This is a genomic window from Mammaliicoccus sp. D-M19 (assembly GCF_022386695.1).
Taxonomy (GTDB): Bacteria; Bacillota; Bacilli; order Staphylococcales; family Staphylococcaceae; genus Mammaliicoccus; species Mammaliicoccus sciuri.
This window is the reverse complement of the sequence record NZ_JAJNHW010000002.1, coordinates 183,485-210,309: the sequence shown is the minus strand read 5'-3', so window position 1 is coordinate 210,309 and position 26,825 is coordinate 183,485. Positions and strand designations below refer to the sequence as shown.

Sequence of the window (26,825 nt, the reverse complement as noted above, 5' to 3'; positions counted from 1 at the left end):
TTGTTACTATGGGCTGCCTTAGTTACATTTCACCCGACTTTTGTTACTATGGCCACCCTTAGTTACACTTCACTCGACTTTTGTTACTAACAATGCCTTATTAGAATTTGATACACCCTATGTACCGAAAACTAAATAAATCAAGTATGTTTTTTGAAAAATATCGTACTTCATATTTTAACTTTTTTCTAGATAAAATTTCTTATTTCGCATATTTGTATTTTTAAAGTATTTATTACATACTCTTCTGACTGTATGTATTGGTATAGGATAACACCATGCTTTAGCTTCTTTAAAATCAAAAGGTTTTCTCTTTATGATAAAAAGTTCTTTTAGGTTGAAATATATTAACTCCTCATATCCTAAATCTTTTCTACAGTAACAACATCTATAGTTATGCTTGTTTTTCTTAAAGGCAATAGTAAATAATTTTCTACAATTTGGGCATCTCAAACCAGATGCAACTTTATCTTCTAGAATATTAATATCTTTTTGATAAAAGGTTGAATGAATAGATTCATATTGTTTGAAAATATTTAAGATTTCTTGATTAGCTTCTTGATTATTTGTATCAATGAGTTGAGGAACTCTAGAAAGTTCTTGAGGAAGTAGTATTGCTTGATTTTGTGGTCTTTTACCGTGAAGATTGAAATGACTATTCGTAAATATAATAATGGTTTCAACTTCTCTTGGTAAATTGTGAGTATTAACGATTGATTGTATTTTATTTTCAATTTTATTTGTTTGTATGTGCGGTGACGGGTATCTTAAACTATTTGTACATTTAATATAATTTTCTTCAAAATACCAATCGCCAGTATAGTGTTTAACTTCGAAAATATAGATTTTTGTTGATGAAACAACTAAAAAATCAATTTGTATATGATTTGAGGTTCCGATTTCTAAATTATATACATACTTAACATCAACGATAGTGTCTAGTATTGCTTTAAAATACATTTCACCTTCCAATCCAGTTTGGTTAATATACAATTCTTTTCTTTGATCTAAATTCAAATTTGTCCTGCCTTCGATAGCTTTAAGATAAGAAATATATTCGGTTTTGTTCATGTAATCACCTGCTGTTAATAATAATATGTAATCAAATTATAGGTATTCTGCTCATTTTCAGCAAGTTGCATAAATTAAAAAAATGTCCAACTCAGCAATCTGAGTTAGACATTTTTTAAAATTTTATCTCAAAACTTCTTGATAAGGTGTGTATTCTTTATCAAAAGCTTTTGCAACTTCTTTATATGTTAATTTACCGTGTATTGTGTTTAAACCTTTAGCAAGTGCTTCGTTATCTTGACATGCTTTAACGTAGCCTTTGTTTGCTAATTGAATTGCATATGGAGTTGTTGCATTATTTAATGCAATTGTAGATGTTCTTGGAACTGCTCCTGGCATATTAGCAACTGCATAGTGAACGACATCATGTTTAACATATGTTGGGTTATCATGTGTTGTAATTCTATCTGATGTTTCGAATGAACCACCTTGGTCAATCGCGATGTCTACTAATACTGAACCTGGTTTCATTTTCTTAACCATTTCTTCAGTTACAAGTTTCGGTGCTTTAGCGCCTGGTATAAGTACTGACCCAATTACTAAATCACTTTCAACAACTGCTTCTTCAATATTTAAAGGTGATGACATCATCGTTTGCACGCTTGCACCAAATAAATCATCTAATTGTTGTAAACGTGTAGGATTTAAGTCAATAATCGTAACGTCTGCTCCAAGACCGACTGCCATTTTAGCAGCATTTGTTCCTGCTTGACCTCCACCGATTATTGTTACTTTCCCTCTTTTAACACCTGGTACTCCAGATAATAATATTCCAATGCCACCATGTGTTTTTTGTAGGAATTGCGCACCAATTTGAGTTGACATTCTTCCTGCTACTTCACTCATTGGCGCTAGTAATGGTAATGAACGATCGCTTAGCTGAACAGTTTCATAAGCAATTGCAGTTACTTCATTCTCTAATAATGCATTTGTTAAAGATTCTTCAGCAGCTAGATGTAAATATGTAAATAGGATTAAGTCTTTCTTGAAGAATTGGTATTCTTCTTGTAATGGTTCTTTAACTTTCATAACCATTTCTACATTCCATGCTTCTTCTTGACTTACAATTTCTGCTCCAGCTTGTTGATAATCTTCGTTAGTAAATTGTGAACCTAACCCTGCTTCAGTTTCTACTTTAACAACATGATTTTGTGCAACTAAACTTGCCACGCCACTAGGTGTTAATGCCACCCTATTTTCGTTATTTTTAATCTCTCTTGGTACTCCAATAATCATTTTTTCATTCCTCCTTGCTTTTATCATAACGCCACTAATTTGAAAGCGCAATCATTATTATTCATTTTTTATATTATCCTTATTTTCTAAATTTTTTTAATTTTCTTACTATAACGCAATCTTAACATACTTTATATAAAAATCGTGTAAATTCCCTATTATTTAAAAGTTTATATTGTTATTTTTTCAGAAAATTATGATATAATTAAATAAAAGAACTAGGAGGCGGTTTCTATGTTAAGTTACAAAAATATTTTAATTGCAGTAGATGGGTCAACTGAATCAGAATGGGCTTATAATAAAGCTGTAGCCGTTGCTAAACGTAATGATGCTAAATTAACAATTGTTAATGTTGTAGATTCAAGATCATATGCAAGTGTTGAAGCCTATGATACTCAAATAGTAAATAAAGCAACAAGTTTTGCTGAAAGTTTATTATCTGGATATAAAGAATTCGCTGAGAATAATGGTGTTCATAATGTAGCGACTAAACTTGAATTCGGATCTCCAAAAACAGTTATTCCTAAAAAATTAGCAGTAGAATTTGACGTAGATTTAATCATGTGTGGTACTTCAGGATTAAATGCAGTAGAACGATTTATCGTTGGCTCTGTATCAGAATCAATAGTGAGAAACTCACCATGTGACGTTCTAGTAGTAAGAACAGAAACAATGCCTGAAGATTTCGAACCAGTTGTAGCAACAAAAGAATTATTCGAAGAACACCACGAAGTAAATAAATAGATATAAGAAAAGCGTTCAGTCGAAATGGCTGAACGCTTTTCTTATATTAGTTTTGATTATTATTTTGATCTTTTAAGTTTTGGTTATTTTCTTGTTTCTGTTTTTTAGATTGTTCTTTAACGACTCTGCGTGTAACGATTCTAACTAATCGCATTAATGCTCTCTCTGGTCTCATTTATATATCCTCCTTAGAATATGCATTACTTACATATAACCGAAGAATCACTTTTTAAACATAAAAAAACGAGACTGGCATCTTATTCACACATAACTTACGCCTGTCTCGCTTTTAAATATACTTGATTATCCTAAGTTACCAAATTTCACAACGTCACGTGCGATCATAACTTCTTCGTCAGTTGGAATTACAATAACTTTTACTGGTGAATGTGGGTAGTTGATGAATGCTTCTTCTCCACGTAAACCTGTGTTTAAGCGTTGATCCCAATATACACCCATAAATTCTAATCCTTCTAATACTTTAGCACGAACTGTGTCAGAGTTTTCCCCTACACCAGCTGTAAATACAATTGCATCTAAGCCGTGCATTCTTGTAGCATATGATCCCATATATTTATGGATTCTAGATGCGAATACATCTAATGCTAATTTAGCACGTTCGTTACCTTCGTTAGCGTCTTGCTCAATATCTCTTAAGTCACTTGATGAACCTGAGATACCAAGTAAACCTGATTCTTTATTAAGGATATTTAATACTTCTTCAGCATTTTTACCAGTTTTCTCCATGATATATGGAATTAAAGCTGGGTCAAGGTTACCTGAACGTGTACCCATTGTAACACCTGCTAATGGTGTGAAGCCCATTGAAGTATCAACTGATTTACCACCGTCAATTGCAGCAATAGAAGCACCATTACCAATATGACAAGAGATAATTCTTAATTGATCTAATGGACGATCTAATAATTCTGCTGCTCTTTCAGATACATATTTATGACTTGTACCATGGAAACCATATTTACGAATACCGAAATCTTTATAGAAGTTGTAAGGTAAGCTGTATAAATATGATTCTTCTGGCATTGTTTGGTGGAATGATGTATCGAATACTGCAACATGTGGGATACTTGGCAATAATTTTCTAAATGCTTTAATACCCATGATGTTTGCTGGGTTGTGTAAAGGCGCTAAATCAGTTAATGATTCGATTTTAGCTAATACATCTTCAGTAACAAGTGCTGATTCTGGGAATAATTCTCCGCCGTGAACAACACGATGTCCAGTACCTTGAATATCATTAATGTCTTCGATGATATTATACTCTTTTAAAGCTTCAATCATGATATTTACTGCAACTTCATGATTTTCAATATCTAATGTTTTTGTAATTTTTTCCCCGTTAACCGTAATTGAGAAAATTGAATTTTTCAATCCGATACGCTCGATTAATCCTTTTGTGATAACTTTTTCTTCAGGCATCTCAAATAATTGGAATTTTAAAGATGAGCTACCAGCATTAATTGCTATAATTTTTGTCATTTAGACTTCCTCCTGATAATACTATTCTATACTATTTAAACACTAATACAGTTATGAATCAAGCATTAATACAGTTTATAAAGAATGATTTTCTTTCATCCATTCATCTACTTCTGATAAAAACGTTTGCAATTGAGATTGTGCCTTGAAATCTGGTATATTTGCTAGCAATACTTCAACACTCTTAGTATTTCTAGGGTCTTTCTTCTGTAAGATTAATAGTGATTTACGTGATTGTTCTGTCTTGAATAATGAATTAGGAAAGTTTAAAAATGCTTGCATTTCTGTTTCTGTTGCAATATATTTTTGAAGCTGTTTCACTTCTTCGCCTTCAAAGATATTTGTTGGTACGATTAAGAATACATACCCACCTGGTCTAGTTGCTGTAACAGCTTGTTCTAATAATAAATAATGACTATAACTATGCCCTTCATCAAAGCCTAATTTCATCTCTTTACTGCGTTCATCAACTGGGTAATATCCTACTGGTAAATCGCCGACAATAACATCCGCTTCTTCTAAAGGTAGTGGCATAATGGCATCTTGTGGATACACATCAAATGGTATTTCTAAGAAGTTAGCTAAATGTATACTTACACGTTGTAATACAGGATCTACTTCAATCAAGTGGTGCATCAATGTCTTATCTTGATTTTGTTCGTTGATTGTTGCACTCAAATGTCCTGTACCACTTGCAATATCTACAATGTTTAATTCTTTTTTGTTTTTGTTAAATAAATTTACAAGATAGCTTAATATAAACCCAATAGAATCTGGCGTCATTTGATGATTGGGTTGAATCACTTCTTCTTTTAATAAACTTAAATAAGCAAATTGGAACGCTTTTCTTCGTTCTTGTAATGTTGATTGTTCTAAAAGATCTCTTTGGTTTGTATAAATGTCTTCCATCGCCAAACCAAGATTCTCTATATAACTTTGTCCATTCTCATCGTGGAGGTCTTTACTTTTTACATCAAGTTTTTCAAATAATACTTCCATCATATTCTTTTCTTCAGTCATAATTGCCCTCTTTCGTATAAAAAGCTGTCCACTAAATGGACAGCAGTTTATGGTTGTTAATTAGTCTAAATTTTTAAATGCTTCTAAAGCTTTGTCATAGTCAGGATGGTTTGTACCTTCACTCACTATTTCTGCATAAACAACTTTATTATCTTTGTCCAAAACAAATACTGAACGTGCTAATAAACGAAGTTCTTTCATGATAACACCATAGTTTTCACCAAATGATAAATCACGGTGGTCACTTAATGTAATCACATTATCTAATCCTTCAGCTGCACACCATCTTTTTTGAGCAAATGGTAAGTCGTTAGAAATTGTTAAAACAACGCCATCTTGTTCATTTGCAGCTTCTTCATTAAATTTACGTGTTTGTTGACTGCACACGCCTGTATCTAAAGAAGGTACGGCACTAATAAGTTTCTTTTTACCTTCATAGTCTTTTAATGTCTTTTCAGATAGGTCGTTTGCTAATACAGTAAAATCAGGTGCTACTGAACCTATTTTAACTTCCTCACCTAATATTGTAATTGGTTCATTCTTGAATGTAACTTGCGCCATAAAAAAAGCCTCCTTATTCTTGATAAATATATTTTATCATGATTAAAGAGACTTTAAAATTCTTTTGATTATAACTTAGTTATCCAATCACATTTTGGAAGTCTTTTCTCATTTGAACATATTTGTTTTTGAGAACGACTGTTTCCCCAAAATAGTCATGAATACCTTTATGCTTTTTAGTAAATGCTACTACAATATATGGAATGCCTAATAGTGCACCAGATATAATTCGCCCGATCCATTCTCTAAATAGGACATCCTTCAATTTGAGCGGTTGAGTATCTTCTCGATAGACACTTAAACCTAAGATCATCTTGCCTAGTGTTGCTTTAAAATAATACGTCATCAACACGAAATATAAATAAAATATTAAGGCACTTGCCATATTTTCAACACTGAAGTATGGCACCCATAGATAAGAATCATTGATATCTGTAAGTGCAAATATCGGACTTAACACAATACCTTTAAATCCTGCTAAAGCTAAGATATCGATGATATAAGCTAAAAATCGGACCCAGAATCCAGCAAATACGATGGATTTAATATCAGACATATATTTATTGACAGTACGCTCAATTTCACTTTGTTCACGTGTAGTAGCGACTTGTTCATAACTTGTTTCTGTCATTACAATCCCTCCTTATTCACCGTATAAATACATAGGTTGTGGTGATTTATTCGCTTTAATTAAGGCTTCATATTTAGTCATATCATCTAAACCTATCATAGAAGAAAGTTTACTTTTAGCAGCCATTGGGAAGTTTAAGAATCCACCTGATGTATCATATGTTACAACTTGTGCATTTTTCGATTTAATATCACTTCTTAATGCTTTAATTGCATCATCTTCATAACCAATTTCATCAATTAAGCCATTTGATTTAGCTTGTTGTGCAGAATATATTCTACCATCAGCTAATTTCTTAACTTCTGATTCTGACATATGTCTACCATCTTTAATGACATTTACAAATTGTTTATAACTATCATCAATGATGGATTGCATGATGTCGCGTTCTTCTTTTGACATTTCTTTCATTGGATTCAAGATTTGTTTATGTTTACCAGAAGTAACAGATTCATCTTTCACACCTAAATCATTTGCAAGTTCTGAATAATTAATGCTTGAGATAATAACGCCAAGTGAACCTGTTAATGTTTGTGAACCTGCATAAATTTTGTCAGCTGGTGTTGAAATATAATATCCACCTGATGCTGCCATATTTTTCATTTGTACATAAACTTTTTTATCTTTAGCTTTAATTTCTTCTAATTTTTTATGTATTTCATCACTTTCATATGTTCCACCACCTGGTGAATTCACAACTAGAAGTATACCTTTAACTTGATCGTCTTTTTTAATTTTATCAAGTTGTTTTAAGAAGGATTCATGATTATACCCTCCTCCACTAAATAACGACTCTTGGACACCCGTATCTTGAATGGTACCATCTACTGATAATTTAACAATTTTACTACTACTATCACTACCAGATACGACAGACTCACTAATACCATCTGAATCTGTTACTGATTTTTTCCACGAATCGTCTAAAAATATGCCAACTGTGCTGACAACTATACCACCTACAACTAAAACAGCTGCGATGATTATCGCTATAATTCGTTTAGACATAGTATCATCCTTTCTATTTTAAATATTTACATTTATAATAATAACAGACTTTAATAATAACTGTAACTTTTGGGAGGAATAAATTATGACTTCGTATAAACGTATTTATTTATTTAGTTCAAAAGACCGTGACATATTGGAAACACGCGAAAAGATTCAGAATGAAATGGAACCACACGGATTTGAATTTGTTTCAAATTACGATGATGCAGATATTATTGCTTCAGTTGGAGGAGATGGGAGTTTCTTACAAGCTTGTAGAAAAACTAACTTTAATAAAGACAAAGTATATATTGGTATCAAAACACGACTAGACCAAAATTATTTATATGTTGATTTTAGTATTGATGACATTTCACATTTAGTAGAATCTATTGATTCTCATGAAGTAAGTGTCAGAAAATATCCTGTCCTAGAAGTAAACTTGAATAATCAAATGTCTTATATGTGTTTAAATGATTTTTACATTAAATCAAGTGTTATCAAACCGATGAAGATGGAAATATACATTGATGACGAATACTTCGAGGCATTCAACGGAGATGGTTTGTTAATATCAACACCAACAGGATCAACAGGATATAATAAATCATTAGACGGCGCAATTATTGACCCTAAAATTAGAAGCATGCAACTAACTGAAATCGCATCACTGAATAACAACAATTTTAGAACAGTGAGTAGTTCAGTAGTATTAGGTGATACAAGAACCCTTAAAATCATACTCGATAAAGAAGGAAACTACTATCCAATTATGGGACTAGATAATGAAGCATTAAGCATTCAAGAAACAGACTTTATATCACTTAGAATACAAGATAAATATATTCGAACACTGAAATTACCTCAAAATTCATTCTGGAGTAAAGTACAAAGAAAATTCTTATAAAAATAAGTAACAATCCCATAAATTAAAACACCTTAGCGCCTATGCGCTAAGGTGTTTTTTACATAAAGTGACTACTAATATAGTCATATAGATTTTTGAGTATTAACGTGATTGTTACAACAATAAATAATACTTTGACGTATGATACGCCTTTTTTAATAGCAAACGTAACCCCTAAATACGAACCGATTACCATAGATACTGCCATACTTAATCCATAGATATAATTGACATGTCCTAAAACCATAAATAACAGTAATGCACCTATGTTAGAAGCAAAATTTAAAAATTTAGCATTCCCTGCTGCGTGTAAATAATCAAGGCCGATTATTAATAAAGCAAATAGGAAAAATGATCCTGTTCCGCCTCCAAGAAATCCATCATAATAACCAATTACCGTTACACCAATAATAAACAAGATTGCTTTTTTTAGAGACAATTTCTTGTATCGATTAATGTCTCCCCAATCTTTTTTTACAATTGAGTATATGGTTACAAGTGCCAATATAATAATTGCTAATGGCTTTAAATATTCTGGTGGTAAATATGTAGCAGTAATCGCACCGAATATTGAACCTACAAAGGATAATGGAAATAACTTACCTACAATATCGAAATCTACTTTCTTTGCTCTTATAAATTTCATCGTACTCGTAAATGAACCGAATGAACTTGCTAATTTATTCGTACCTAGAGCTGTGGCTGGATCCATTCCTACTGCTAGTAATGCAGGTAAAGAAATCAATCCTCCTCCACCTACAACTGAATCGATAAACGATGCAATTAAACCAAACAAAATAATGATTAATAATATATTTAAATCAAACTCCATATGGATATCTCCTCTACTTTAATGATAACGACATCCCAACGTTCGTATTAAAGTAGTTCATCCATCCATTCTTCTTTTTGTTGATTCAAATCATCGTGCTTAGAAATTGTAAGTGTTTCTACATTTTTAACCGCTTCATCAATTAGTGGACCAAAATCAAATTTTGATTCAAAATATTCCACTTTTTCTAGTTTAGGATTTGTCTTTGGATTTTTTGGTGTAAATATCGTACAACAATCCTCAAATGGTTGAATTGATAAATCAAATGTATTAATTGCTTTCGCCTTTTTAACGATATCTTCTTTATCAAATGTAAGTAATGGACGTAATATCGGCATTGATGTTACGCTGTTAATGGCATACATACTGCCTAAAGTTTGGCTCGCTACTTGTCCTAAATTCTCACCATTTACAATAGCGTGTGCACCGATTTCATGTGCTACTTTCTCAGTAACTCTTAACATCATTCTTCTTGTACTTGTCATTGTAAAGCTTTCTTCAACGACTTTATGAATTTGCTTTTGGAGTTCTGTAAAAGGTACAATGTGCAATTTGATATCGCCTGTTAAGTGAGCAAGTTGTTTTGTTAAATCGATTACTTTTTGTTTAGCTTGTTCACTTGTATATGGCGGACTATGAAAATGAATAGCTTCAATTGTCACGCCTCGTTTCATCACTTCCATGCCTGCCACTGGTGAATCTATTCCACCTGAAAGCATAAGTAATGTTTTACCACCTGTCCCAACAGGTAATCCACCAGCGCCTTCAAGTACGCGGTTGTACATATAAATAGCGTCTTTACGAACTTCTACTTTTATTTTATGATCTGGTTGTTTAACATTTACTGTTATATGATCAGTATTTTGAAGTACATGACCGCCTAATTCTTGTTGCAATTGAAAAGTATCAAGTTCAAACGTTTTATCTGCGCGTTTGACATCTATTTTGAATGTATCTCCATCTTTAAAATCATACGCAAACTTTAAGGCAATTTCTTTCATTAAATCTAAATCTTTATCAATTCGAACTACTGGACTTACAGAGTGGACGCCGAAAACCGTTTGAATTCTACTCATCATTTCTTCAATGTCAGAACCTTCGTGTACATCTATATACATACGGTCACGATTCGCACGTACTTTATAACCTTGAAGCGGCATTAATCGGCTCTTGATGTTTGCTTTTAATTTATTCACAAACATATTTCTATTACCTGTTTTTAAAGTCAGTTCTCCGTATCTCACTAAAATGTGATCAAAATTCATATTTTATTAACTCCTTTACCTCTTTATATACTTTATCAAAGGCATCTTTAAAACGTTCTATTTGTTCATTCGTTAAATCTGGTGCAATACTTATTCTTATACTTCCTTCAATAACAAGGTTGCTTAATCCCATTGCTTTTAACGTTTCATTATGAGAACTTTTCTTTGACGAACATGCACTCGTTGTAGACAAATAAATTTCATATTTAGAAAATGCATTGACTAATACTTCACCTTTAACACCTGGAAAAGAAATATTTAATATATATGGTGCTGCATCGATTGGTGAATTAATCAAGACACCTTTATATTGTGCTACAAACGCTCTAATTTCTCTACCTCTTTGACTTAATGCTTGAGCATTATTTTCCATATTATCGTTCATTATTCTCATCGCTTTTGCTAATGCAATATTGACTGGTGCATTAACTGTTCCGCTTCTTAAGCCTTGCTCTTGTCCGCCACCAAATATTATCTGTTTAATCGATTTAATTTGTTTAATCGCCAGTATACCTGAACCTTTTAATCCGTGGAATTTATGCGCACTTAAACTATAACTATCCGCTAAATTAATATCTAATGGTATTTTCCCAAAACCTTGTACACCATCTACATGAAAATGCACTTTAGGATATTCTTCTAAAATTCGGCTAATTTCTTCAATCGGTTGAATTTGCCCCATTACATTATTGACATGCATACATGTTACAAGTACAACTTCATCGTTAAGCAATTCTTGTAAAGATGATATATCTAATTTCCCATCATTTGTCGTTTTAATATATTTCAAATTAAAACCTTCGTCCTCTAAGCCTCTCATCGTTTCAAGAACTGACGGATGTTCCATTTTAGTTGTTAAAATTGTATTACCAAATCTCTTTTTCGCTTTTGCTATCCCTTGAAGTGCTATATTATTCGATTCAGTAGCACCACTTGTAAATATAATATTGAATGGGTCTTTTAAATTTAAATATTGTTTAATATTTTCTCTTGCTTTATCAAGTAAATGAGCAATCTTTATGCCAGCAGAATGAGGACTATTTGGATTAAAAAAGTATTGTTGATTCATTTGTGTATATGTTTGAATAACATCCTCATTAGGCTTTGTCGTTGCAGCATTATCAAGATATATCATACTGTCACCTCTTTTTTTCATTATATAATGATACCACAAGTCATTTCGTATAGATATACTAATTGACTTAGAAAAAACATCCACTAACTCAGAAAAAATAAAGGCAAAGACATTTGCCATGTCTTTGCCTTTATAACGTTCTTATCGTTTATTTACATCTTCTTCTATTTTTTCACTGATACCAGGTTCAACTTTTTCAAGCGCTGCTTCTGCTATTTCAATAGCTCGTTTGTATCTATTGTTAGCAAATAATCTTTCTGCTTCATTAAGACTCTTATTCAGTTCATTATTTTCTTTTCTATATCTATTACCATATTGAATTAATGTTTCAGCATGAACTGCATTAATAAGTACATCTGTTGTTTCATCTTCAAATTTATTCATTTGAAGAACAATGTTACTTACTTTATCTTTTACATACTGTACATTAATAGGTCTTTGACTAAAGATTTTATTCACTTCACGAATTTCGTGATCAATTTCATTTTTCATAATGATAAATCTTTCAGGTACACTTGGTAAATTTGATGCTAATAAATTTCTATATATTTCTTCTTTCTTAGATTGAACACGTAATGTATTTTGTTGAGCTGTAGCTTCGTCTTCTCTAAGAGAAACTAAATGATTTTGTATTTTTTGTTGATTATCATTAATAACTTTAACATGTTCTTCTATATATAGAAGATTATCTTCAACTTCACTATAGCGTACGTTTGTTTTAGCCATTTCACCTAAAATTTCATCGTATACGCTGATTAAGTTTTGAATTTCATTCTCGTACTGTCTTACTTTATGTACATCTTCTTCAGAAATATAATAGTTCTCTTTAACATATTCAATTTCTGTTTGAAGTGTGTAGTTCATATCTTTAGCATGGAATAATTCATCTGTAATAATTTCTTTAGATTGTTCGACAGTATTTTTAGATTTTACTTCATGTTCGATTAAATCATACATATCATCTAAAGCATCATTAATTTCATTAATAATGCTTTCAGCTTTCGTTAATTCTAATCTTCCAATCAATGGTTCAACTAAATTTAATTTACCACGTAAAGTTTGTAGCGTACCTTCCACTTTAACATGTTCTAGGTTGTAACCTTCAACTTTTAAATCTCTACATCCAAATTTCAAGTCTTGGAATTGACCTGGTAATTCTTTTTGTACATCTTTGATCAATAATGGAATTTCATTCATATCTTCTTGCATACGTTTCATATCCGTATTAAGTTGATCGATATGACCACTTGCTTTAATGTAGTGTCCATCTTCAACAAGTTCTTCATATTGTTCAATTCTAGGTAGAAAAGCTTCGATGTTTTTTTCGATTAGTTCAGCAGCATCCCCAAACTGGTGTCTATTCGCTAATACTTCTCTCTTCGTTTCTCTATAAATCTGTTTAGATTCATCGTATAGTTTGTCGCTTGTTTCCACTGTTGTCATTAATTCTGTAACACTCTGAGTTAAGCGCGTATATTTCTTTTCTATACCATCCATTATTTTGTTAGCATCTGCAATACTTTCTTCAGATTGTGAGAACTTAAATTTATCAAGTTCTGCATCAGCATCGTGAATTTTAGCATCTACAACTTTTAAATCTTCTTGTAAAACAGTTTGCCATTCTCTCTTAAATTGGTCATACTTGTCTTTAGCTTCACCATGGATATTTAATTTTTTAAGCTTAGCTAATTCATCTTGAAAAGGTAATTGCTTAATTTTTTGCTTACGCTGCTCAGTCTCAGTAATCAAATTTCGCTTTGATGTACGCAACCATAACATTATACCAATACCAATTAATATAATGATTATAACTGCAAGTGTTATATAAATTGCCATTATGTATTCTCCTCCTAAATCGTTCTCTTTATTATAACGTAAAATATATATCCAACAAACCTTTTTCTATGCAAAACATATTCAAAATCATAAAATAGTAATATAATTCAAATAAATATTGAAATGAGGAATAAAAATGTCAGAACAACAACTAGATTATTCATTACTCAACCGCCAATTAGATGGTTTATTATCAGGAGAACGAGATTTAATTGCTAATTTAAGCAATGCATCTGCGTTTATCAACCAATTCTTACCAAACATCAACTGGGTTGGGTTTTATCTTATTAAAAATAATGCCTTAAAACTTGGTCCATTTCAAGGATTACCTGCGTGTGTAGACATTGAAATTGGTAAAGGTGTTTGTGGAACAGCTGTTGCCGAAAACCAATCACAACTTGTTGAAGATGTTAATCAATTCCCTGGCCATATTGCATGTGACGCTAATAGCCAATCAGAAATCGTTATACCTATATACTATAACAAAGAAATCATCGGTGTGTTAGATATAGATGCGCCTGTTAAATCAAGATTTAATCAAACTGATCTTGAAGGATTAGAATTACTTGTCGAAACTCTTGAAAAGCACATCCATTTTTAAACAATAAATTGACATGAACTAAACAAAAATGTATAATAGCTTTTGTGTGAATTAACGAAAGTAGCAGTTAAATATTGTAAGGCTCTATGTTATTCCCAAAGAAGGCGTGTTGTGTAACCGCGGCTGCAAGGTGAAGGCACACAAATATAACATATCCCTATGAGCATTTAACATTCTTTCTTGTTTCTTCATAACAATCAAACAAGAAAAAAGGAGGAACTTCAAAATGGCAAGATTTAGAGGTTCAAACTGGAAAAAATCACGTCGTTTAGGTATTTCATTAAGCGGCACAGGTAAAGAATTAGAAAAACGTCCTTACGTACCAGGACAACACGGTCCAACTCAACGTAAAAAATTATCTGAGTATGGTCTTCAATTACAAGAGAAACAAAAATTACGTTACATGTACGGAATCAACGAACGTCAATTCCGCACTATTTTCGATAAAGCTGGTAACATGAAAGGTATCCACGGTGATAACTTCATGGCGCTATTAGCTTCACGTTTAGACGCAGTTGTTTACCAATTAGGTTTAGCTCGTACTCGTCGTCAAGCACGTCAATTAGTTAACCACGGTCACATTACTGTAGATGGCGCTCGTGTTGATATCCCATCTTACACTTTAAAACCAGGTCAAACTATCAGTGTTCGTGAAAAATCACAAAAATTAAACATCGTATTAGAATCAGTTGAATTAAGTCATCACGTTCCTGATTACTTATCATTCGATGCTGACAAATTAGAAGGTACTTTCGTACGCGTTCCAGAACGTAGCGAATTATCTGCTGAAATCAATGAACAATTAATCGTTGAGTACTACTCTCGTTAATCTTTGTTCAAACAAAACCACTTTCATTTCGAAAGTGGTTTTTTATTTTATAATTTATGACTTCATCCATTCATCTAATATATGCGCATAATCCGATATTAAACCATCAACACCCATAGCTAACATTTTTTGAGCCGTATGTTTATCATTAATCGTATATGGCAGTATCTTAAGATGCGATGCATGTGCAGCTTTTACAAATCTTCTCGTGACAATTTTATAATTCGGATTAATATAGTTTGCATACTCCCCTATTTTCTTAATTGCCCTTTTACTTATAAAACGATCTTTCTTCTTAATTAAGACACCTAATTCTATTTCAGGCCATAAAATATTTATTTTTTGAATTGCATTTCTATTAAATGATTGAATCATAATTTGATTGTTCGAAATACCATGTTGTTTGATCATAGTAATGATATCCTCTTCGATGTTCGGATAATTTTCAGGTTGTTTAATTTCTATTAGAAGCTTTATATATGTGTCTTTTATTAATTTAAGTACATCTTGAAATAACGGAATTTGCTCTCCAGAATATGCTTCCCCTTTCCATTTACCGACATCATATTTTGTTAATGCTTCGTACGTTAATTTTCTGATGATCCCTTTTTCTTGTGAAGTACGGTTCGTCGTCGGATCATGAATAACAACAAGCTTACCATCTATTGTTCTATGTATGTCTATTTCAAGAACGTCTATATTGAATTCTATTGCACGTTTAAAAGAAACCATTGTATTTTCTGGTGCTAAAGATGGAACACCTCTATGTGCAACTTTTAATTTACAATTTTGATTATACACATTCATTGTCTACTCCTTTAAAATCAGTCATACTATAGATTATACCCAAATATTTTTATTTATAGAAAGGAACATGATTATGACAACACATATTTTTAATTTAAAAGGAACATGGACAAAAGGTAGAAATGCTTCTGGCCATATAACTACTGATAACTTATCTACACGCGTATCAATTCCAGAAGTAATGGATGGTCCGGAAATCGGCACAAATCCCGATGAAATGCTACTTGGTGCAGCTTCAACTTGCTATATGATTACATTGGCAGCAATGATTGAACGCTCTGAAATTGATATCGAGAGAATTGAAGTGGCTTCTAAAGGTCATGTTGATGTAGAAAATGGTGTAATCACTTATAAAAAAATAGAACATTTCCCAATTATTTATTTATCTGAAGAACCGGATGAAAATTTACAAAAAAGATTAAATAGACTTGTTCAAAAAGCAGAAGAATCTTGTATGGTAACACGTGCTTTGGCTGGCAATGTTCAAGTTGTAGCAACTGGGGAAATAAGATTTTAATAATGAAAACGTTTTAATCAGAATTTTCTATAAATTCTCTATTATTTTACTATTTTCTTTGCTACAATATAGAACATAAATTCAGTAAGGAGTGTATATATATGTATCAGCATGATTCTTTATTACTCGCACCAGGTCCTACAACTGTTCCAAGGGAGATTTTAGAAAGTATGAATCAACCTATGACAGGACATAGAACAAAGGAATTTAGTCAAATTATTCATCAAGCATCAAGAGATTTACAAACAATTTTTGGGGCTAAACACCCTGTTGCTATTCTAACTTCATCAGGAACAAGTGCTCTTGAAGCAGCTATGGTTAATGTAGCGAATCCTGAAGATGATATTGTCATTATTGTTTCAGGCGCTTTTGGGGATAGGTTTAGAAAAATCGCGTCCTCTTATCCTTTTAAGGCACATATTTTTGAAGTTGAATGGGGAAAAGGTGTCGATTTAAAAGAATTTGAAACATATTTAAACTCACTTAATGTTGATGTTAAAGCCGTATTTACTCAATTCTGTGAAACGTCTACTTCTGTTAAACACCCTATTAATGCTTTAGGTAAGTTAGTTAAACAATTTAATCCTGACATCTATTTTGTAGTGGATGGCGTTAGTATTATTGGAGCAGTAGAAGTAGATATGGAACAAGACAACATCGATGTTCTCGTTTCAGGTAGTCAAAAAGCAATCATGTTACCACCTGGGGCAGCATTTGTAGCATATAATGATAGAGCTATTGAAAGGTTTAAAGAAGTGAAAACTTCAAGATTTTATTTAGATTTAAATAAATACATAACTTCTTTAAACGATGATTCAACACCTTTCACACCTGCTGTATCACTTATTAGAGGTGTACAAACTTATTGTGATTTAATACAAAAAGAAAAATTTGAAAATACAATCAAAAGACATGAAGTATGTAAATCAGCTGTTCGAGAAAGTTTAAAAGCATTAGATATTGAACTATTAGTTGAAGATGAATTTGCATCACCTACTGTAACAGCTTTTGTACCAAATAAAAATGAAGTTAAGACGATTAAAGATGAATTACTTAATAGGTTCAACATTACAATTGCTGGTGGTCAACAACACCTTAAAGGCACAATATTAAGGGTTGGTCACATGGGTAAAGTCTCACCAAATGACATGTTGCAATTTATTAGTGCATTAGAAATTATACTTTCAGAAATACGTGAACAATCAGTACTTGGTAAAGGTGTTTCAAAATTCCAGGAGGTAGTTAATCAATATGTTTAAAGTAATTGTAGTCGATCCAATATCAGAAGAAGGTTTAAAAAGTTTAACAGATCATGAAAAATTCGAAATAGACATCAAAACTGGCTTGAGTGAATCAGAAATCGTTAACATTATCGGTGACTATGATGCTTTAATCGTAAGAAGCCAAACTCAAATCACACCCCCAATCCTAGACGCAGCGAAAAATCTTCGCGTTGTAGCTAGAGCTGGTGTTGGTGTTGATAATATTGATATCGATCACGCAACAAAACAAGGTATTCTTGTTATTAATGCGCCTGATGGAAACACTATTTCTGCAACAGAACATTCTATGGCAATGATTCTTTCTATGGCTCGAAATATTCCAGAAGCACATCGCTCCTTACAAGAAGGTAATTGGGATAGGAAAAAATATCGTGGTACTGAATTATACAAGAAGACACTCGGCGTAATTGGTGCAGGTAGAATAGGATTAGGTGTTGCGAAACGTGCTCAAAGTTTCGGCATGAATATTCTTGCATTTGATCCTTATTTATCTAGCGATGACGCGAAACGTTTAGAAATTACAAGAGCGACCGTAGACGAAATTGCTGAACAAGCAGATTTCATTACAGTACATACCCCTCTTACACCAAAGACTAAGGGACTTGTAAATGAAGACTTTTTCAATAAAGCGAAACCTAACTTACAAATTATCAATGTTGCCAGAGGTGGTATTATCGATGAAGATGCCTTAATTAAAGCACTTGATGAAGGTAAAATCGAAAAAGCTGCACTAGATGTATTTACTGAAGAACCGGCAAATAACACACCACTTACGCAACATGAAAAAATCATCGTAACACCACATCTTGGCGCTTCAACTATCGAAGCTCAAGAAAAAGTTGCAGTATCTGTTGCAAATGAAATCATTGATATTTTTGAAAATAATAACGTCTTACACGCTGTAAACGCACCACAAATGTCTGGTGAAGTTGAAGCAGAACTAAGACCTTTTGTAGAATTAAGTAGAACAACTGGTGAAGTTGGTATCCAACTATTTGAAAAAGGTCCAAGAGAATTAAAAATTAAATATCATGGTGAAATTGCATTAGATGATACAAGTTTAATTACAAGACAACTTGTTATGGGTGTCTTACAACAAGACTTAGGTGATCATGTTAATTTAATCAATGCACTCGTATTGTTAAATGAACAAGGCGTAACGTATCAAATCGAAAAAAATAGTAAAAAATATGGTTTCAGCAACTATATTGAATTAGAATTAGTGAACAAAGACCATTCTATTAAAATCGGTTCGACTGTATTAAATGGTTATGGACCTCGTATCGTAAGAATCAATGACTATCCTGTAGATTTCAAACCAGAAAAGCATATGTTACTTATCCATCATAATGATAGACCAGGTATCGTAGGTAAAATGGGACAAATCTTAGGAGAACATGGTATCAATATTGCTTCAATGCACTTAGGTAGACATTCTATCGGTGGAGAAGCATTAATGATATTATCAATAGATGATGAAGCATCAGATGAAACAATAAATGACTTATTTGCTATTGATGGCTTCCAAAGTATTAAAAAAGTCGAACTAAATAAACAACTATAAACAATCAACCACGTGTTAGCATTCATCTAACACGTGGTTTTTATTATACATAATTAACTTACAAATGCTTTAAGTTCAAGTCTTGCTCGATTGTTGTTCATTTCATGAATATCATAGTACGTTAAGATATGTAACCTTATATCATTAATCATTTTTTCTTCAGATGATTTACCAATACTTCTCACTTTACCTACAATCCATAAAATAAATGATGTTAAAACAGTTTGGGATACGTCTTTCATATATTGCTGATCATGAGATATATCAGATTGCTTTATATCATTAATCAGACTATAAACCTCTTTACCAACTAAAAATTCTTTAGGACTCGTATCAATCACAATCTTTAGTTCGTCGACAGTGTGTGCTTTATAAAGTGTCCCCTTTTCTTTAATTTGTCGTAATTCATTTCTAGTATTGTCATAGCTTAAATTAAGGAATTGAGCAATCTCTTTAATTAATTCTTCACTATACGAATTAGGATCTTGCTTATTGAGTTTAGAAATTTTCTTATGTGAGAATCCAGTTTGCCTCATAAAATGGTTTCTATCAGCATCATGATTTTTAAGTAAAATATCAATATACATTATTCCAACCCCCATTTGTTTTTCAAAATTTTATTCACACTTCTATTATACAATATTTGTAAGTAAATATTGTAATAAAATCTTATAAATTATTTATTTATCAAAAAAACCACAAATCATCAAAGATTTGTGGGATGTTAAATTTATAATAATACGTTTCTAATATCTAATATATTATCTACAATATAATCAGCATGGTAATCTTCTAGCTCTGCTCTTGCTGACTGACCTTTTAATCCAGTAAGTGTGCCTATAAATGTTGCACCTATTTTTTGTGCACTTAATAAATCAGCTAATGAATCACCTACTATATATATATCTTGCTCACTAAACACCTGTTCTTGTTCTTTAATATAAGTTAAATAGTTCTCTGGGTCATTTCCACCATTCGCTATTAAATAACTAAACGGATTTGGTTTACCGAGTGGTTTGAATTCAGGATATGTTGTTTCTGCTTTAAGAACTTCTGATGCTGTTCCTATATGGAATTCATCAAATTGCTTTAACCAACCGATTGTTTCAAATGGAACGATTGTTTCTGTTCTTGGTCTACCTGTAGCAATACCGATTTGATATCCCGCTTCTTTCAAATCTTCTAGCAATTGCGTCACTTCATCCACATTTGCTAACACTACTTCTTCTTTTATATAACCATTTTTAAAAGTTGTACGTGGTGTCTTATGTTCAACTTCTTGATATAACTCAGTACCTAAGTACCATTCTTGATAAACTTCTTGAGCAACATCCCAGAACTTACTTTTCAATTCAAAAATTGAAGCATCTTCTACATTGAGTTCTTCTTTCGCAAAAGCGATAAGATCATGATAAATATTTTCTTTACCGGAAGTCGCTTTAGATAAAAATCGACGAGGTGTTTCTATATTGATCTCTTGGCCTACTATTTGTTGAGCATAATTTTTCAAAGTATTGTCGTCAAAGTTAACGTTACTCAAGTCTAGATATTTAGCTTTTGCTTGCTTTAACAATTCAATTAATTGTGTACTAATCACAATAAAAAGCATATCCCAGTTAGAATTTAAACCTAAAGACTTAAGTTGATTCAGAATTTGATCATCAATAAATATGTCTTTTCTAATTTGTTTAATATCTTGTTCGTCTAATGTTTCAATGTCTACTGTTCCTTTTAAGTTTAAAAAAGCTTCACTATATAAAATTTCATAAACTGTTAAAGCAGAAACATCAAAACATCTTTCTTCACTTAAAAAAACACCGTCTACATCAAATAATACTTGTTTCATATTATGCCTCCATTTTTTGAACATTCTGATTATAATTTTAGCATAGATTATTACCGAATACAGTAGTATTACAACATAAGATAAATGAAAACGTTTTACTTTAAAATGCAAAAAAATCTTACAAGCAAATGGTCGCTTGTAAGATTTTTTAATATTATTTTTGTCTAGATTTATGAGCAATATACGTTACTTCTTTTTGTAAAGTATTCGTTCTTTCTTCTAATAAAGTCATAATTTTAGCTATTTTTTCACTTTTCTTTAAATCACTTGGTAAGTCGTTTGGATCAATCGGCTCTCCAAATTTAATAAAGGACTTTTGTCTAAAACCAAAAATTGATTTAACTTGTTTAGGGCCTTCAAAAGCAGCTGGTACAATTGGTTTATTACTTAATACAGCAATCGTAGCTGCCCCTCTTTTCAATGGTGCCTCTCCTGTTTCTGCTCTATGACCAGATGGGAATATACCAACACTTTTACCTTCTTTTAATAATTTAACCGGTATTTTTAATGTACTTGGACCTGGGTTTTCTCTATCAACTGGAAATGCATTCAATGAATGAAAGAACTTCTCTGACCAGTCTTTCGAAAATAATTCCTTTTTAGCCATATAATTAATTTCTGTAGGATATAAACTTAAAGCTAACATGATAACTTCTACATATCCTGTATGTGTACATGTAACGATATAAGGCTCATCAGGAACTTTTTCTTTATTGATTGCTACAATTTGTTTCCCGAATTTTTGAAAAATAGTATATAAAACAGTACTCGCAAATTTATACATTTAATGACCACTCTCTTCTTAATGATATACATATTCTATCATTGTCGTACTTGTGGAACAAGTTTTCATACAAAATATTGTAACAATTTAAAACAACCATATCATTAGCTTTTTAAAGGGATTTCTATAATAATTATTTTATGGACAGTGTTTAAGGAGGCAATACAATGGATCAAAATCAAAATGAGGATCAACAAAATATTAATAAGACAACTTCAAATGGTTACTATTACAAACAAAAGAATAAAATCCCTTGGTATCAAAGTTGTCTTATCCCATTTATTTCTGGTATTTTAGGTGCGGTGTTAATACTCGCATTATATATCGGAGGGACTAAAATAGTAGATGTATTTAGCAATTATAATGATGAAGCAAACATTACTAAAGCACCTGCTAATGAAAAAGGTGGCAATATTAAAGATAATAAATCTAGCAACAAATCCGTTTCTAAAATGATTGAAGATGTTTCACCTTCAATTGTAGGTGTTATTAACAAACAAAAAGCAAGCGGACTTGAATCATTTTTCGGTGGTAACAACTCTGAGGATTCAAACGGGTCTGGTGATTCAGAAGAAACAGGTACAGGTACAGGCGTGATTTATCAATCTAATGGTAATAGTACATACATTGTAACGAACAACCATGTTATAGAAGGTGCAAATGAAATAGAGGTTCGCCTTCATAATGATAAATCAGTGAAAGCAAAACTTGTTGGTACAGATGTTATGACAGACTTAGCAGTATTAAAAATAGAAGGCAATTATAATATTAAACCAATTAAATTCGCAGATTCATCTAAAGTTAAAGCTGGAGAAACAGTATTTGCTCTAGGTAATCCATTAGGTGTCGAATTTGCAAACAGTGTGACACAAGGTATTATTTCGTCACAAGAACGTACGATGAATGTACAAACTTCTCAAGGTGTGACAGAAGCAACAGTAATTCAAACAGATGCTGCCATAAACCCAGGTAACTCAGGTGGTGCATTAATCGACTTAAACGGTAACCTTATCGGTATTAACTCAATGAAAATTTCAAGATCTGATGTAGAAGGTATCGGTTTTGCAATACCAAGTAATGAAGTAAACAATATCATTAAAGATATTATGGATGACGGTAAAGTTACACGACCTTATATCGGTATCAGCATGATTTCAATAGATGATATACCAAACCAATACAAAAAAGAATTAAATCTCACAACAGATAAAGGTGTTTACATTTCTGAAGTAGATAAAAAAGCAGACAACGGACTTAAAAAAGATGATGTCATCACTAAAGTAGACGATAAAGATGTATCAGTCGTTTCTGATATTAAAAATTATATCTACAATGAGAAAAAACCAGGTGACAAAATCACAATCAAATACATTAGAGATGGTAAAACACATACAACAAAAATCACATTAAAAGAACAAAACTAAATTATATACCGCATGGGACAATGATAGAGTCCCATGCGGTTTTTAGATAGTTGCCAAAGTATTATGCTTTAGGTGTATTTTTTATGTGCTTCCATAGTTACATTTCAGACGACTTTTGTTACTATGGGTGGCCTTAGTTACATTTCCCACGACTTTTGTTACTATGGGCATCCTTATTTACATTTCAGACGACTTTTGTTACTATGGCGGCCTTAGTTACATTTCGACCGACTTTTGTTACTATGGGCGGCCTTAGTTACATTTCGACCGACTTTTGTTACTAATAGCCTCCTTAGTTACATTTCGACCTACTTTTGTTACTAACGGCCTTCTTATTAACATTTCAGCCGACTTTTGTAATCATATCTACTATTATATATACATAAACTCCATATAATAAAAAAAGCATGCACCCCATATCGAGTTGCATGCTTTTTCTATATACATATTACAAACTAAAATCCTCTTCCTGCGCCTCCGCCAGAGAAGCCGCCTCCTCCGCCGAAGCCACCTCCGGAGAACCCGCCACCAGAACTACCTGATGAACCTCCAAAGATAAATGGTCCAGTCATACCGCGTCTTGTACCTCTTCTATTTCCACCTCTTGGAGGTCTACCGCCTCCATTTTTGAAGTAAATGATGAAGAATACAATAATAAATATGATAAAGATGATAAATGGTATTTTTCCTAACCCACTACTTTGTGGCTCGTCTTCAGTAAACTTCTTACCATCGTATCCGTAACTTTTAGCTACTTCATCCCACACTGCATCATATAAATTTGTTAAACCTTGACTGTAATAGGCATTTGCTTTTTTAGTATCTTTAGTTTGAGAAGCTTTCTTTTGGTAAGGCATAAATTTAGAATCAATCAATTCCCCAACTTTAGAGTCGTTGAGGACACCTTCAAGTCCATCTCCAACTGCTATATCAATACCTCTATTATTGTTCTCATTACCGTTATCCATATTTAAAAGAATAACGATACCACGATTATGCTTTTGGTCTCCAACTTTATAGTGTCGACCCGCGTCTAATGCATAATCTTGGCGAGGTGTTTGACCTATTGATTTCATCGTCATTAACAAGATATCTGCATCTGTTCCATCTTGTAATTTTTGACCCTTTTGATTAATTTTGTCTTTATCTTGATCAGTCATTAATTTAGCATGATCTTGTACAAATACAGGCTGTTCTAACTTAGGAAATTTATCATCAGCTGCATGTACGACATAACTTAGTGAAAAAAAGCTAACAATAAGCAAGACACAAAATCGTTTAAACATTAATTTCATTAAGATTCGTCTCCGCCAAAATCAACTTTTGGTGCATCTTTAGCTTCACCTTTGGCTTGGAAGTATTCTTTTTTATCAAAATTAAACAATCCTGCTACGATACTAGAAGGGAATCTACGAGTAGCTTGATTATATTCATTAATAGATTCGTTATAATCTTTTCTAGCTACTGCGATTCTATTCTCAGTACCAGCTAATTCGTCTCTTAATCCTGTAAATTGCTTATCTGCTTTTAAATCTGGATAATTTTCACTGATAGCAAGTAAACGACTTAACGCACTATTAACTTCACCATTTGCTTCTGCTTTTTCTTCTGGCGTATTCGCACCTGCTAATTTACTACGTGCATCTGATACATCTTTAAATACTTTTTCTTCGTGTTTCGTGTAACCTTTAACTGTATCAACTAAGTTAGGAATTAAGTCAACACGTCTTTGAAGTTGATTATCAATATTAGATAATGACTTATCCGCTTCTTCTTCAAGTCCAACTAATCTATTGTATGGACCGATCATAAATAAGCCAATAATAACAATTACTGCTACAACAACAATAATTGGTCCTAAATATTTTTTCATTAAATGTCTCCCTTTCTATTTATAAATAAATTGTCTTCTTTATTATACAATAAATACCATATGTATGCTAAAAAAGACTGAGACAAACATGGTTGCCTCAGTCTTAATAGCTTATAAATATTAAACGTATTTAACCATTGTGTATTTCTTCTTACCTCTTCTTACAATTGTAAATTCGTCATCTATTTTATCTTCGCTTGAAATCTCATGGTTAACTTCTTGAATACGTTCACCGTTTAAGTAAATTGCACCATTCGTAATATCTTCACGTGCTTGTCGTTTTGAAGGAGAAACGCCAGCTTCAATAATAAAGTCAACAAGTTGTACAGTTTCAGAACTCACTTCAGCTGTTGGCACATCTTTAAAACCTTCTACGATTTCTGATTTTGTTAATGAGTTAATATCACCTTTAAATAGTGCATCTGTAATTCTTTTAGCTTCTTCTACAGCTTCTTCACCATGTATAAAGCGGACCATTTCTTCAGCTAATACTTTTTGAGCTTCTCTTAAGTGAGGTGCTTCTTCAACTGTTTTTTCAAGTCTTTCAATTTCTTCTCTATCAAGGAAAGTAAAGTATTTCAAGTATTTTACAACATCAGCATCTTGTGAGTTAATCCAGAATTGGTATAACTCGTAAGCTGAGGTTTTACTTCTATCTAACCATACAGTACCTGATTCAGATTTACCGAATTTTTTACCATCTGCTTTCGTAACAAGTGGAATTGTGAAACCGTAAGCTTCAGTGTCACCGTACATTCTTCTCATTAAATCTAATCCTGTCGTGATGTTACCCCATTGGTCAGAACCACCGATTTGCATTTTACAATCGTAATTGCGGTTTAAGTATCCAAAATCAATGGCTTGTAAGATCATGTACGTAAACTCAGTGTATGAAATACCTGTTTCTAATCTCGTCTTAACAGAATCTTTCGCTAACATGTAGTTTACACCTACGTGTTTAGCGTAATCTCTTAAGAATGAAATTAAGTCTATTTCTTTTAACCAATCTTTATTGTTAACAAGAATCGCTGAGTCTTCACCTTCAAAATCAAATATTTTATGCATTTGATTCATGATCCCTCTAACGTTAGCTTCAACTTGTTCATCAGTTTGTAATTTTCTTTCTTCTGAACGACCTGATGGGTCACCAATCATACCTGTACCACCACCGACTAAGACGATTGGTGTATGACCATGATTTTGGAAACGACGTAGTGTTAAATATGGTAATAAATGTCCAATGTGTAAACTATCAGCTGTTGGATCTGCACCACAATATATTTTAACTGACTCTCTATTTAATAAATCTTCAATTTCTTGTTCATCAGTTTGTTGATAAATTAAACCTCTCCATTTTAAATCTTCTAAAAGTTCATTTGTCATTATATTTTCCTCCTCTAAAATAGAATATAAAAAAGCACCCTCACAAAAATGTAAGGGTGCTTGAATACACGGTACCACCATACTTATGACGTACATTCATACATCATCACTCTTTAATGTTACGTACATTAATAACGTTGAACTTGTTGTTATAAAGGTGTATTCATCATTATCACTTTATCAGTT

Annotated in this window: 27 protein-coding genes and 1 other annotated feature (1 of these 28 cut by a window edge); of the genes, 8 read left to right on the top strand and 19 right to left on the bottom strand. The window is 32.2% G+C overall.

From position 1 onward, the window contains the following. Positions 1–177: 177 nt before the first annotated feature. Both LQ675_RS06600 and ald read right to left on the bottom strand, forming a co-directional pair. Complete coding sequence (locus tag LQ675_RS06600) at positions 178–1,071, bottom strand: nuclease-related domain-containing protein (protein WP_107601848.1); 894 nt, start codon at positions 1,069–1,071, stop codon at positions 178–180. 123 nt (positions 1,072–1,194) lie between these two features. Beyond that, entirely contained in the window at positions 1,195–2,307 is a 1,113-nt protein-coding gene (gene ald / locus LQ675_RS06595; protein WP_048539595.1) for an alanine dehydrogenase, read from the bottom strand. A gap of 234 nt (positions 2,308–2,541) precedes the next feature. Between ald and LQ675_RS06590 the strand changes: the two genes are divergently transcribed. Next, positions 2,542–3,051: a universal stress protein gene (locus LQ675_RS06590; protein WP_048539594.1), complete on the top strand. Its 510-nt coding sequence runs from the start codon at positions 2,542–2,544 to the stop codon at positions 3,049–3,051. Between the two features lie 46 nt (positions 3,052–3,097). Here LQ675_RS06590 and LQ675_RS14985 read toward each other — a convergent pair whose 3' ends face one another. From LQ675_RS14985 to sppA, 6 genes are all read right to left on the bottom strand, one after another. Further along, the gene (locus LQ675_RS14985; protein WP_255209528.1) at positions 3,098–3,226 is read right to left on the bottom strand and encodes a hypothetical protein; all 129 of its coding nucleotides are present in this window, start codon (positions 3,224–3,226) and stop codon (positions 3,098–3,100) included. A gap of 128 nt (positions 3,227–3,354) precedes the next feature. Continuing rightward, complete coding sequence (locus LQ675_RS06585) at positions 3,355–4,551, bottom strand: acetate kinase (RefSeq protein WP_239727250.1); 1,197 nt, start codon at positions 4,549–4,551, stop codon at positions 3,355–3,357. A 75-nt stretch (positions 4,552–4,626) separates the two neighbouring features. After that, on the bottom strand, positions 4,627–5,571 hold the full coding sequence (locus tag LQ675_RS06580; RefSeq protein WP_048539592.1) for a class I SAM-dependent methyltransferase: 945 nt from the start codon (positions 5,569–5,571) through the stop codon (positions 4,627–4,629). Positions 5,572–5,631: 60 nt separating this feature from the next. Further along, positions 5,632–6,132 carry a thiol peroxidase gene (gene tpx, locus LQ675_RS06575; RefSeq protein WP_048539591.1) on the bottom strand — a complete coding sequence of 167 codons (501 nt, stop codon included), beginning with the start codon at positions 6,130–6,132 and terminating at the stop codon, positions 5,632–5,634. A gap of 79 nt (positions 6,133–6,211) precedes the next feature. Further along, complete coding sequence (locus tag LQ675_RS06570) at positions 6,212–6,763, bottom strand: RDD family protein (protein ID WP_048539590.1); 552 nt, start codon at positions 6,761–6,763, stop codon at positions 6,212–6,214. A 12-nt stretch (positions 6,764–6,775) separates the two neighbouring features. Then, positions 6,776–7,771, bottom strand: coding sequence for a signal peptide peptidase SppA (gene sppA, locus LQ675_RS06565; protein ID WP_107601849.1), 996 nt, complete (start codon positions 7,769–7,771; stop codon positions 6,776–6,778). Positions 7,772–7,856: 85 nt separating this feature from the next. Here sppA and LQ675_RS06560 point away from each other — a divergent pair, with 85 nt between their 5' ends. Beyond that, positions 7,857–8,660, top strand: a complete 804-nt coding sequence (locus LQ675_RS06560; protein ID WP_107601850.1) for an NAD kinase — start codon at positions 7,857–7,859, stop codon at positions 8,658–8,660. Positions 8,661–8,718: 58 nt separating this feature from the next. Here the strand turns inward: LQ675_RS06560 and LQ675_RS06555 are convergent, their stop codons facing one another. From LQ675_RS06555 to ezrA, 4 genes are all read right to left on the bottom strand, one after another. After that, positions 8,719–9,492, bottom strand: a complete 774-nt coding sequence (locus LQ675_RS06555; protein ID WP_048539587.1) for a sulfite exporter TauE/SafE family protein — start codon at positions 9,490–9,492, stop codon at positions 8,719–8,721. A gap of 47 nt (positions 9,493–9,539) precedes the next feature. After that, positions 9,540–10,757: a tRNA uracil 4-sulfurtransferase ThiI gene (gene thiI, locus LQ675_RS06550; RefSeq protein ID WP_048539586.1), complete on the bottom strand. Its 1,218-nt coding sequence runs from the start codon at positions 10,755–10,757 to the stop codon at positions 9,540–9,542. Continuing rightward, complete coding sequence (locus LQ675_RS06545; protein ID WP_239727247.1) at positions 10,747–11,892, bottom strand: cysteine desulfurase family protein; 1,146 nt, start codon at positions 11,890–11,892, stop codon at positions 10,747–10,749. Before LQ675_RS06545 ends, thiI begins: the two co-directional genes overlap by 11 nt. Positions 11,893–12,033: 141 nt before the next feature. Continuing rightward, the gene (gene ezrA, locus LQ675_RS06540) at positions 12,034–13,728 is read right to left on the bottom strand and encodes a septation ring formation regulator EzrA (RefSeq protein ID WP_048539584.1); all 1,695 of its coding nucleotides are present in this window, start codon (positions 13,726–13,728) and stop codon (positions 12,034–12,036) included. A 136-nt stretch (positions 13,729–13,864) separates the two neighbouring features. Here ezrA and LQ675_RS06535 point away from each other — a divergent pair, with 136 nt between their 5' ends. Together LQ675_RS06535 and rpsD are read left to right on the top strand one after the other, a co-directional pair. Beyond that, positions 13,865–14,329, top strand: a complete 465-nt coding sequence (locus LQ675_RS06535) for a GAF domain-containing protein (RefSeq protein ID WP_107610117.1) — start codon at positions 13,865–13,867, stop codon at positions 14,327–14,329. A 226-nt stretch (positions 14,330–14,555) separates the two neighbouring features. Further along, positions 14,556–15,158 (top strand): 30S ribosomal protein S4, encoded by a 603-nt coding sequence (gene rpsD / locus LQ675_RS06530; RefSeq protein WP_025905513.1) that lies wholly within the window; start codon positions 14,556–14,558, stop codon positions 15,156–15,158. A 54-nt stretch (positions 15,159–15,212) separates the two neighbouring features. On the opposite strand, the gene LQ675_RS06525 is transcribed toward rpsD, so the two are convergent. Next, complete coding sequence (locus LQ675_RS06525) at positions 15,213–15,965, bottom strand: glycerophosphodiester phosphodiesterase (RefSeq protein ID WP_048539582.1); 753 nt, start codon at positions 15,963–15,965, stop codon at positions 15,213–15,215. 73 nt (positions 15,966–16,038) lie between these two features. On the opposite strand from LQ675_RS06525, the gene LQ675_RS06520 reads away from it, so the two are divergent. The 3 genes from LQ675_RS06520 (at position 16,039) to serA (ending at position 19,329) form a co-directional block, all read left to right on the top strand. Next, positions 16,039–16,482, top strand: coding sequence for an SACOL1771 family peroxiredoxin (locus tag LQ675_RS06520; RefSeq protein ID WP_048539581.1), 444 nt, complete (start codon positions 16,039–16,041; stop codon positions 16,480–16,482). A gap of 101 nt (positions 16,483–16,583) precedes the next feature. Beyond that, entirely contained in the window at positions 16,584–17,741 is a 1,158-nt protein-coding gene (locus LQ675_RS06515) for a pyridoxal-phosphate-dependent aminotransferase family protein (RefSeq protein WP_058592034.1), read from the top strand. Beyond that, a complete protein-coding gene (gene serA, locus LQ675_RS06510; RefSeq protein ID WP_048539579.1) occupies positions 17,734–19,329 on the top strand; it encodes a phosphoglycerate dehydrogenase in 1,596 nt (531 codons plus the stop codon). Before LQ675_RS06515 ends, serA begins: the two co-directional genes overlap by 8 nt. 53 nt (positions 19,330–19,382) lie before the next feature. Here serA and LQ675_RS06505 read toward each other — a convergent pair whose 3' ends face one another. The 3 genes from LQ675_RS06505 to LQ675_RS06495 form a co-directional block, all read right to left on the bottom strand. Beyond that, positions 19,383–19,916 (bottom strand): helix-turn-helix domain-containing protein, encoded by a 534-nt coding sequence (locus LQ675_RS06505; protein ID WP_048539578.1) that lies wholly within the window; start codon positions 19,914–19,916, stop codon positions 19,383–19,385. 143 nt (positions 19,917–20,059) lie between these two features. Beyond that, entirely contained in the window at positions 20,060–21,175 is a 1,116-nt protein-coding gene (locus LQ675_RS06500) for an HAD family hydrolase (protein WP_107610119.1), read from the bottom strand. 154 nt (positions 21,176–21,329) lie between these two features. Beyond that, positions 21,330–21,959, bottom strand: coding sequence for a lysophospholipid acyltransferase family protein (locus LQ675_RS06495; RefSeq protein ID WP_075578032.1), 630 nt, complete (start codon positions 21,957–21,959; stop codon positions 21,330–21,332). Between the two features lie 167 nt (positions 21,960–22,126). Between LQ675_RS06495 and LQ675_RS06490 the strand changes: the two genes are divergently transcribed. Then, on the top strand, positions 22,127–23,383 hold the full coding sequence (locus LQ675_RS06490) for a S1C family serine protease (RefSeq protein ID WP_080964634.1): 1,257 nt from the start codon (positions 22,127–22,129) through the stop codon (positions 23,381–23,383). Positions 23,384–23,838: 455 nt separating this feature from the next. Here the strand turns inward: LQ675_RS06490 and LQ675_RS06485 are convergent, their stop codons facing one another. From LQ675_RS06485 to tyrS, 3 genes are all read right to left on the bottom strand, one after another. After that, entirely contained in the window at positions 23,839–24,678 is an 840-nt protein-coding gene (locus tag LQ675_RS06485) for a TPM domain-containing protein (RefSeq protein ID WP_107610120.1), read from the bottom strand. Beyond that, on the bottom strand, positions 24,678–25,256 hold the full coding sequence (locus LQ675_RS06480) for a LemA family protein (RefSeq protein ID WP_049318639.1): 579 nt from the start codon (positions 25,254–25,256) through the stop codon (positions 24,678–24,680). The genes LQ675_RS06485 and LQ675_RS06480 overlap by 1 nt, the downstream gene beginning before the upstream one ends. 120 nt (positions 25,257–25,376) lie before the next feature. Beyond that, on the bottom strand, positions 25,377–26,639 hold the full coding sequence (gene tyrS / locus LQ675_RS06475) for a tyrosine--tRNA ligase (RefSeq protein WP_107610121.1): 1,263 nt from the start codon (positions 26,637–26,639) through the stop codon (positions 25,377–25,379). A gap of 49 nt (positions 26,640–26,688) precedes the next feature. Further along, positions 26,689–26,825: a binding site (T-box leader), on the bottom strand; it runs 57 nt beyond the window's last position.

Bases quoted from the DNA above. Each gene is read 5' to 3' on its own strand.
- LQ675_RS06600 (WP_107601848.1), bottom strand. From the start codon at position 1,071: ATGAACAAAACCGAATATATTTCTTATCTTAAAGCTATCGAAGGCAGG.
- ald (WP_048539595.1), bottom strand. From the start codon at position 2,307: ATGATTATTGGAGTACCAAGAGAGATTAAAAATAACGAAAATAGGGTG.
- LQ675_RS06590 (WP_048539594.1), top strand. From the start codon at position 2,542: ATGTTAAGTTACAAAAATATTTTAATTGCAGTAGATGGGTCAACTGAA.
- LQ675_RS14985 (WP_255209528.1), bottom strand. From the start codon at position 3,226: ATGAGACCAGAGAGAGCATTAATGCGATTAGTTAGAATCGTTACACGC.
- LQ675_RS06585 (WP_239727250.1), bottom strand. From the start codon at position 4,551: ATGACAAAAATTATAGCAATTAATGCTGGTAGCTCATCTTTAAAATTC.
- LQ675_RS06580 (WP_048539592.1), bottom strand. From the start codon at position 5,571: ATGACTGAAGAAAAGAATATGATGGAAGTATTATTTGAAAAACTTGAT.
- tpx (WP_048539591.1), bottom strand. From the start codon at position 6,132: ATGGCGCAAGTTACATTCAAGAATGAACCAATTACAATATTAGGTGAG.
- LQ675_RS06570 (WP_048539590.1), bottom strand. From the start codon at position 6,763: ATGACAGAAACAAGTTATGAACAAGTCGCTACTACACGTGAACAAAGT.
- sppA (WP_107601849.1), bottom strand. From the start codon at position 7,771: ATGTCTAAACGAATTATAGCGATAATCATCGCAGCTGTTTTAGTTGTA.
- LQ675_RS06560 (WP_107601850.1), top strand. From the start codon at position 7,857: ATGACTTCGTATAAACGTATTTATTTATTTAGTTCAAAAGACCGTGAC.
- LQ675_RS06555 (WP_048539587.1), bottom strand. From the start codon at position 9,492: ATGGAGTTTGATTTAAATATATTATTAATCATTATTTTGTTTGGTTTA.
- thiI (WP_048539586.1), bottom strand. From the start codon at position 10,757: ATGAATTTTGATCACATTTTAGTGAGATACGGAGAACTGACTTTAAAA.
- LQ675_RS06545 (WP_239727247.1), bottom strand. From the start codon at position 11,892: ATGATATATCTTGATAATGCTGCAACGACAAAGCCTAATGAGGATGTT.
- ezrA (WP_048539584.1), bottom strand. From the start codon at position 13,728: ATGGCAATTTATATAACACTTGCAGTTATAATCATTATATTAATTGGT.
- LQ675_RS06535 (WP_107610117.1), top strand. From the start codon at position 13,865: ATGTCAGAACAACAACTAGATTATTCATTACTCAACCGCCAATTAGAT.
- rpsD (WP_025905513.1), top strand. From the start codon at position 14,556: ATGGCAAGATTTAGAGGTTCAAACTGGAAAAAATCACGTCGTTTAGGT.
- LQ675_RS06525 (WP_048539582.1), bottom strand. From the start codon at position 15,965: ATGAATGTGTATAATCAAAATTGTAAATTAAAAGTTGCACATAGAGGT.
- LQ675_RS06520 (WP_048539581.1), top strand. From the start codon at position 16,039: ATGACAACACATATTTTTAATTTAAAAGGAACATGGACAAAAGGTAGA.
- LQ675_RS06515 (WP_058592034.1), top strand. From the start codon at position 16,584: ATGTATCAGCATGATTCTTTATTACTCGCACCAGGTCCTACAACTGTT.
- serA (WP_048539579.1), top strand. From the start codon at position 17,734: ATGTTTAAAGTAATTGTAGTCGATCCAATATCAGAAGAAGGTTTAAAA.
- LQ675_RS06505 (WP_048539578.1), bottom strand. From the start codon at position 19,916: ATGTATATTGATATTTTACTTAAAAATCATGATGCTGATAGAAACCAT.
- LQ675_RS06500 (WP_107610119.1), bottom strand. From the start codon at position 21,175: ATGAAACAAGTATTATTTGATGTAGACGGTGTTTTTTTAAGTGAAGAA.
- LQ675_RS06495 (WP_075578032.1), bottom strand. From the start codon at position 21,959: ATGTATAAATTTGCGAGTACTGTTTTATATACTATTTTTCAAAAATTC.
- LQ675_RS06490 (WP_080964634.1), top strand. From the start codon at position 22,127: ATGGATCAAAATCAAAATGAGGATCAACAAAATATTAATAAGACAACT.
- LQ675_RS06485 (WP_107610120.1), bottom strand. From the start codon at position 24,678: ATGAAATTAATGTTTAAACGATTTTGTGTCTTGCTTATTGTTAGCTTT.
- LQ675_RS06480 (WP_049318639.1), bottom strand. From the start codon at position 25,256: ATGAAAAAATATTTAGGACCAATTATTGTTGTTGTAGCAGTAATTGTT.
- tyrS (WP_107610121.1), bottom strand. From the start codon at position 26,639: ATGACAAATGAACTTTTAGAAGATTTAAAATGGAGAGGTTTAATTTAT.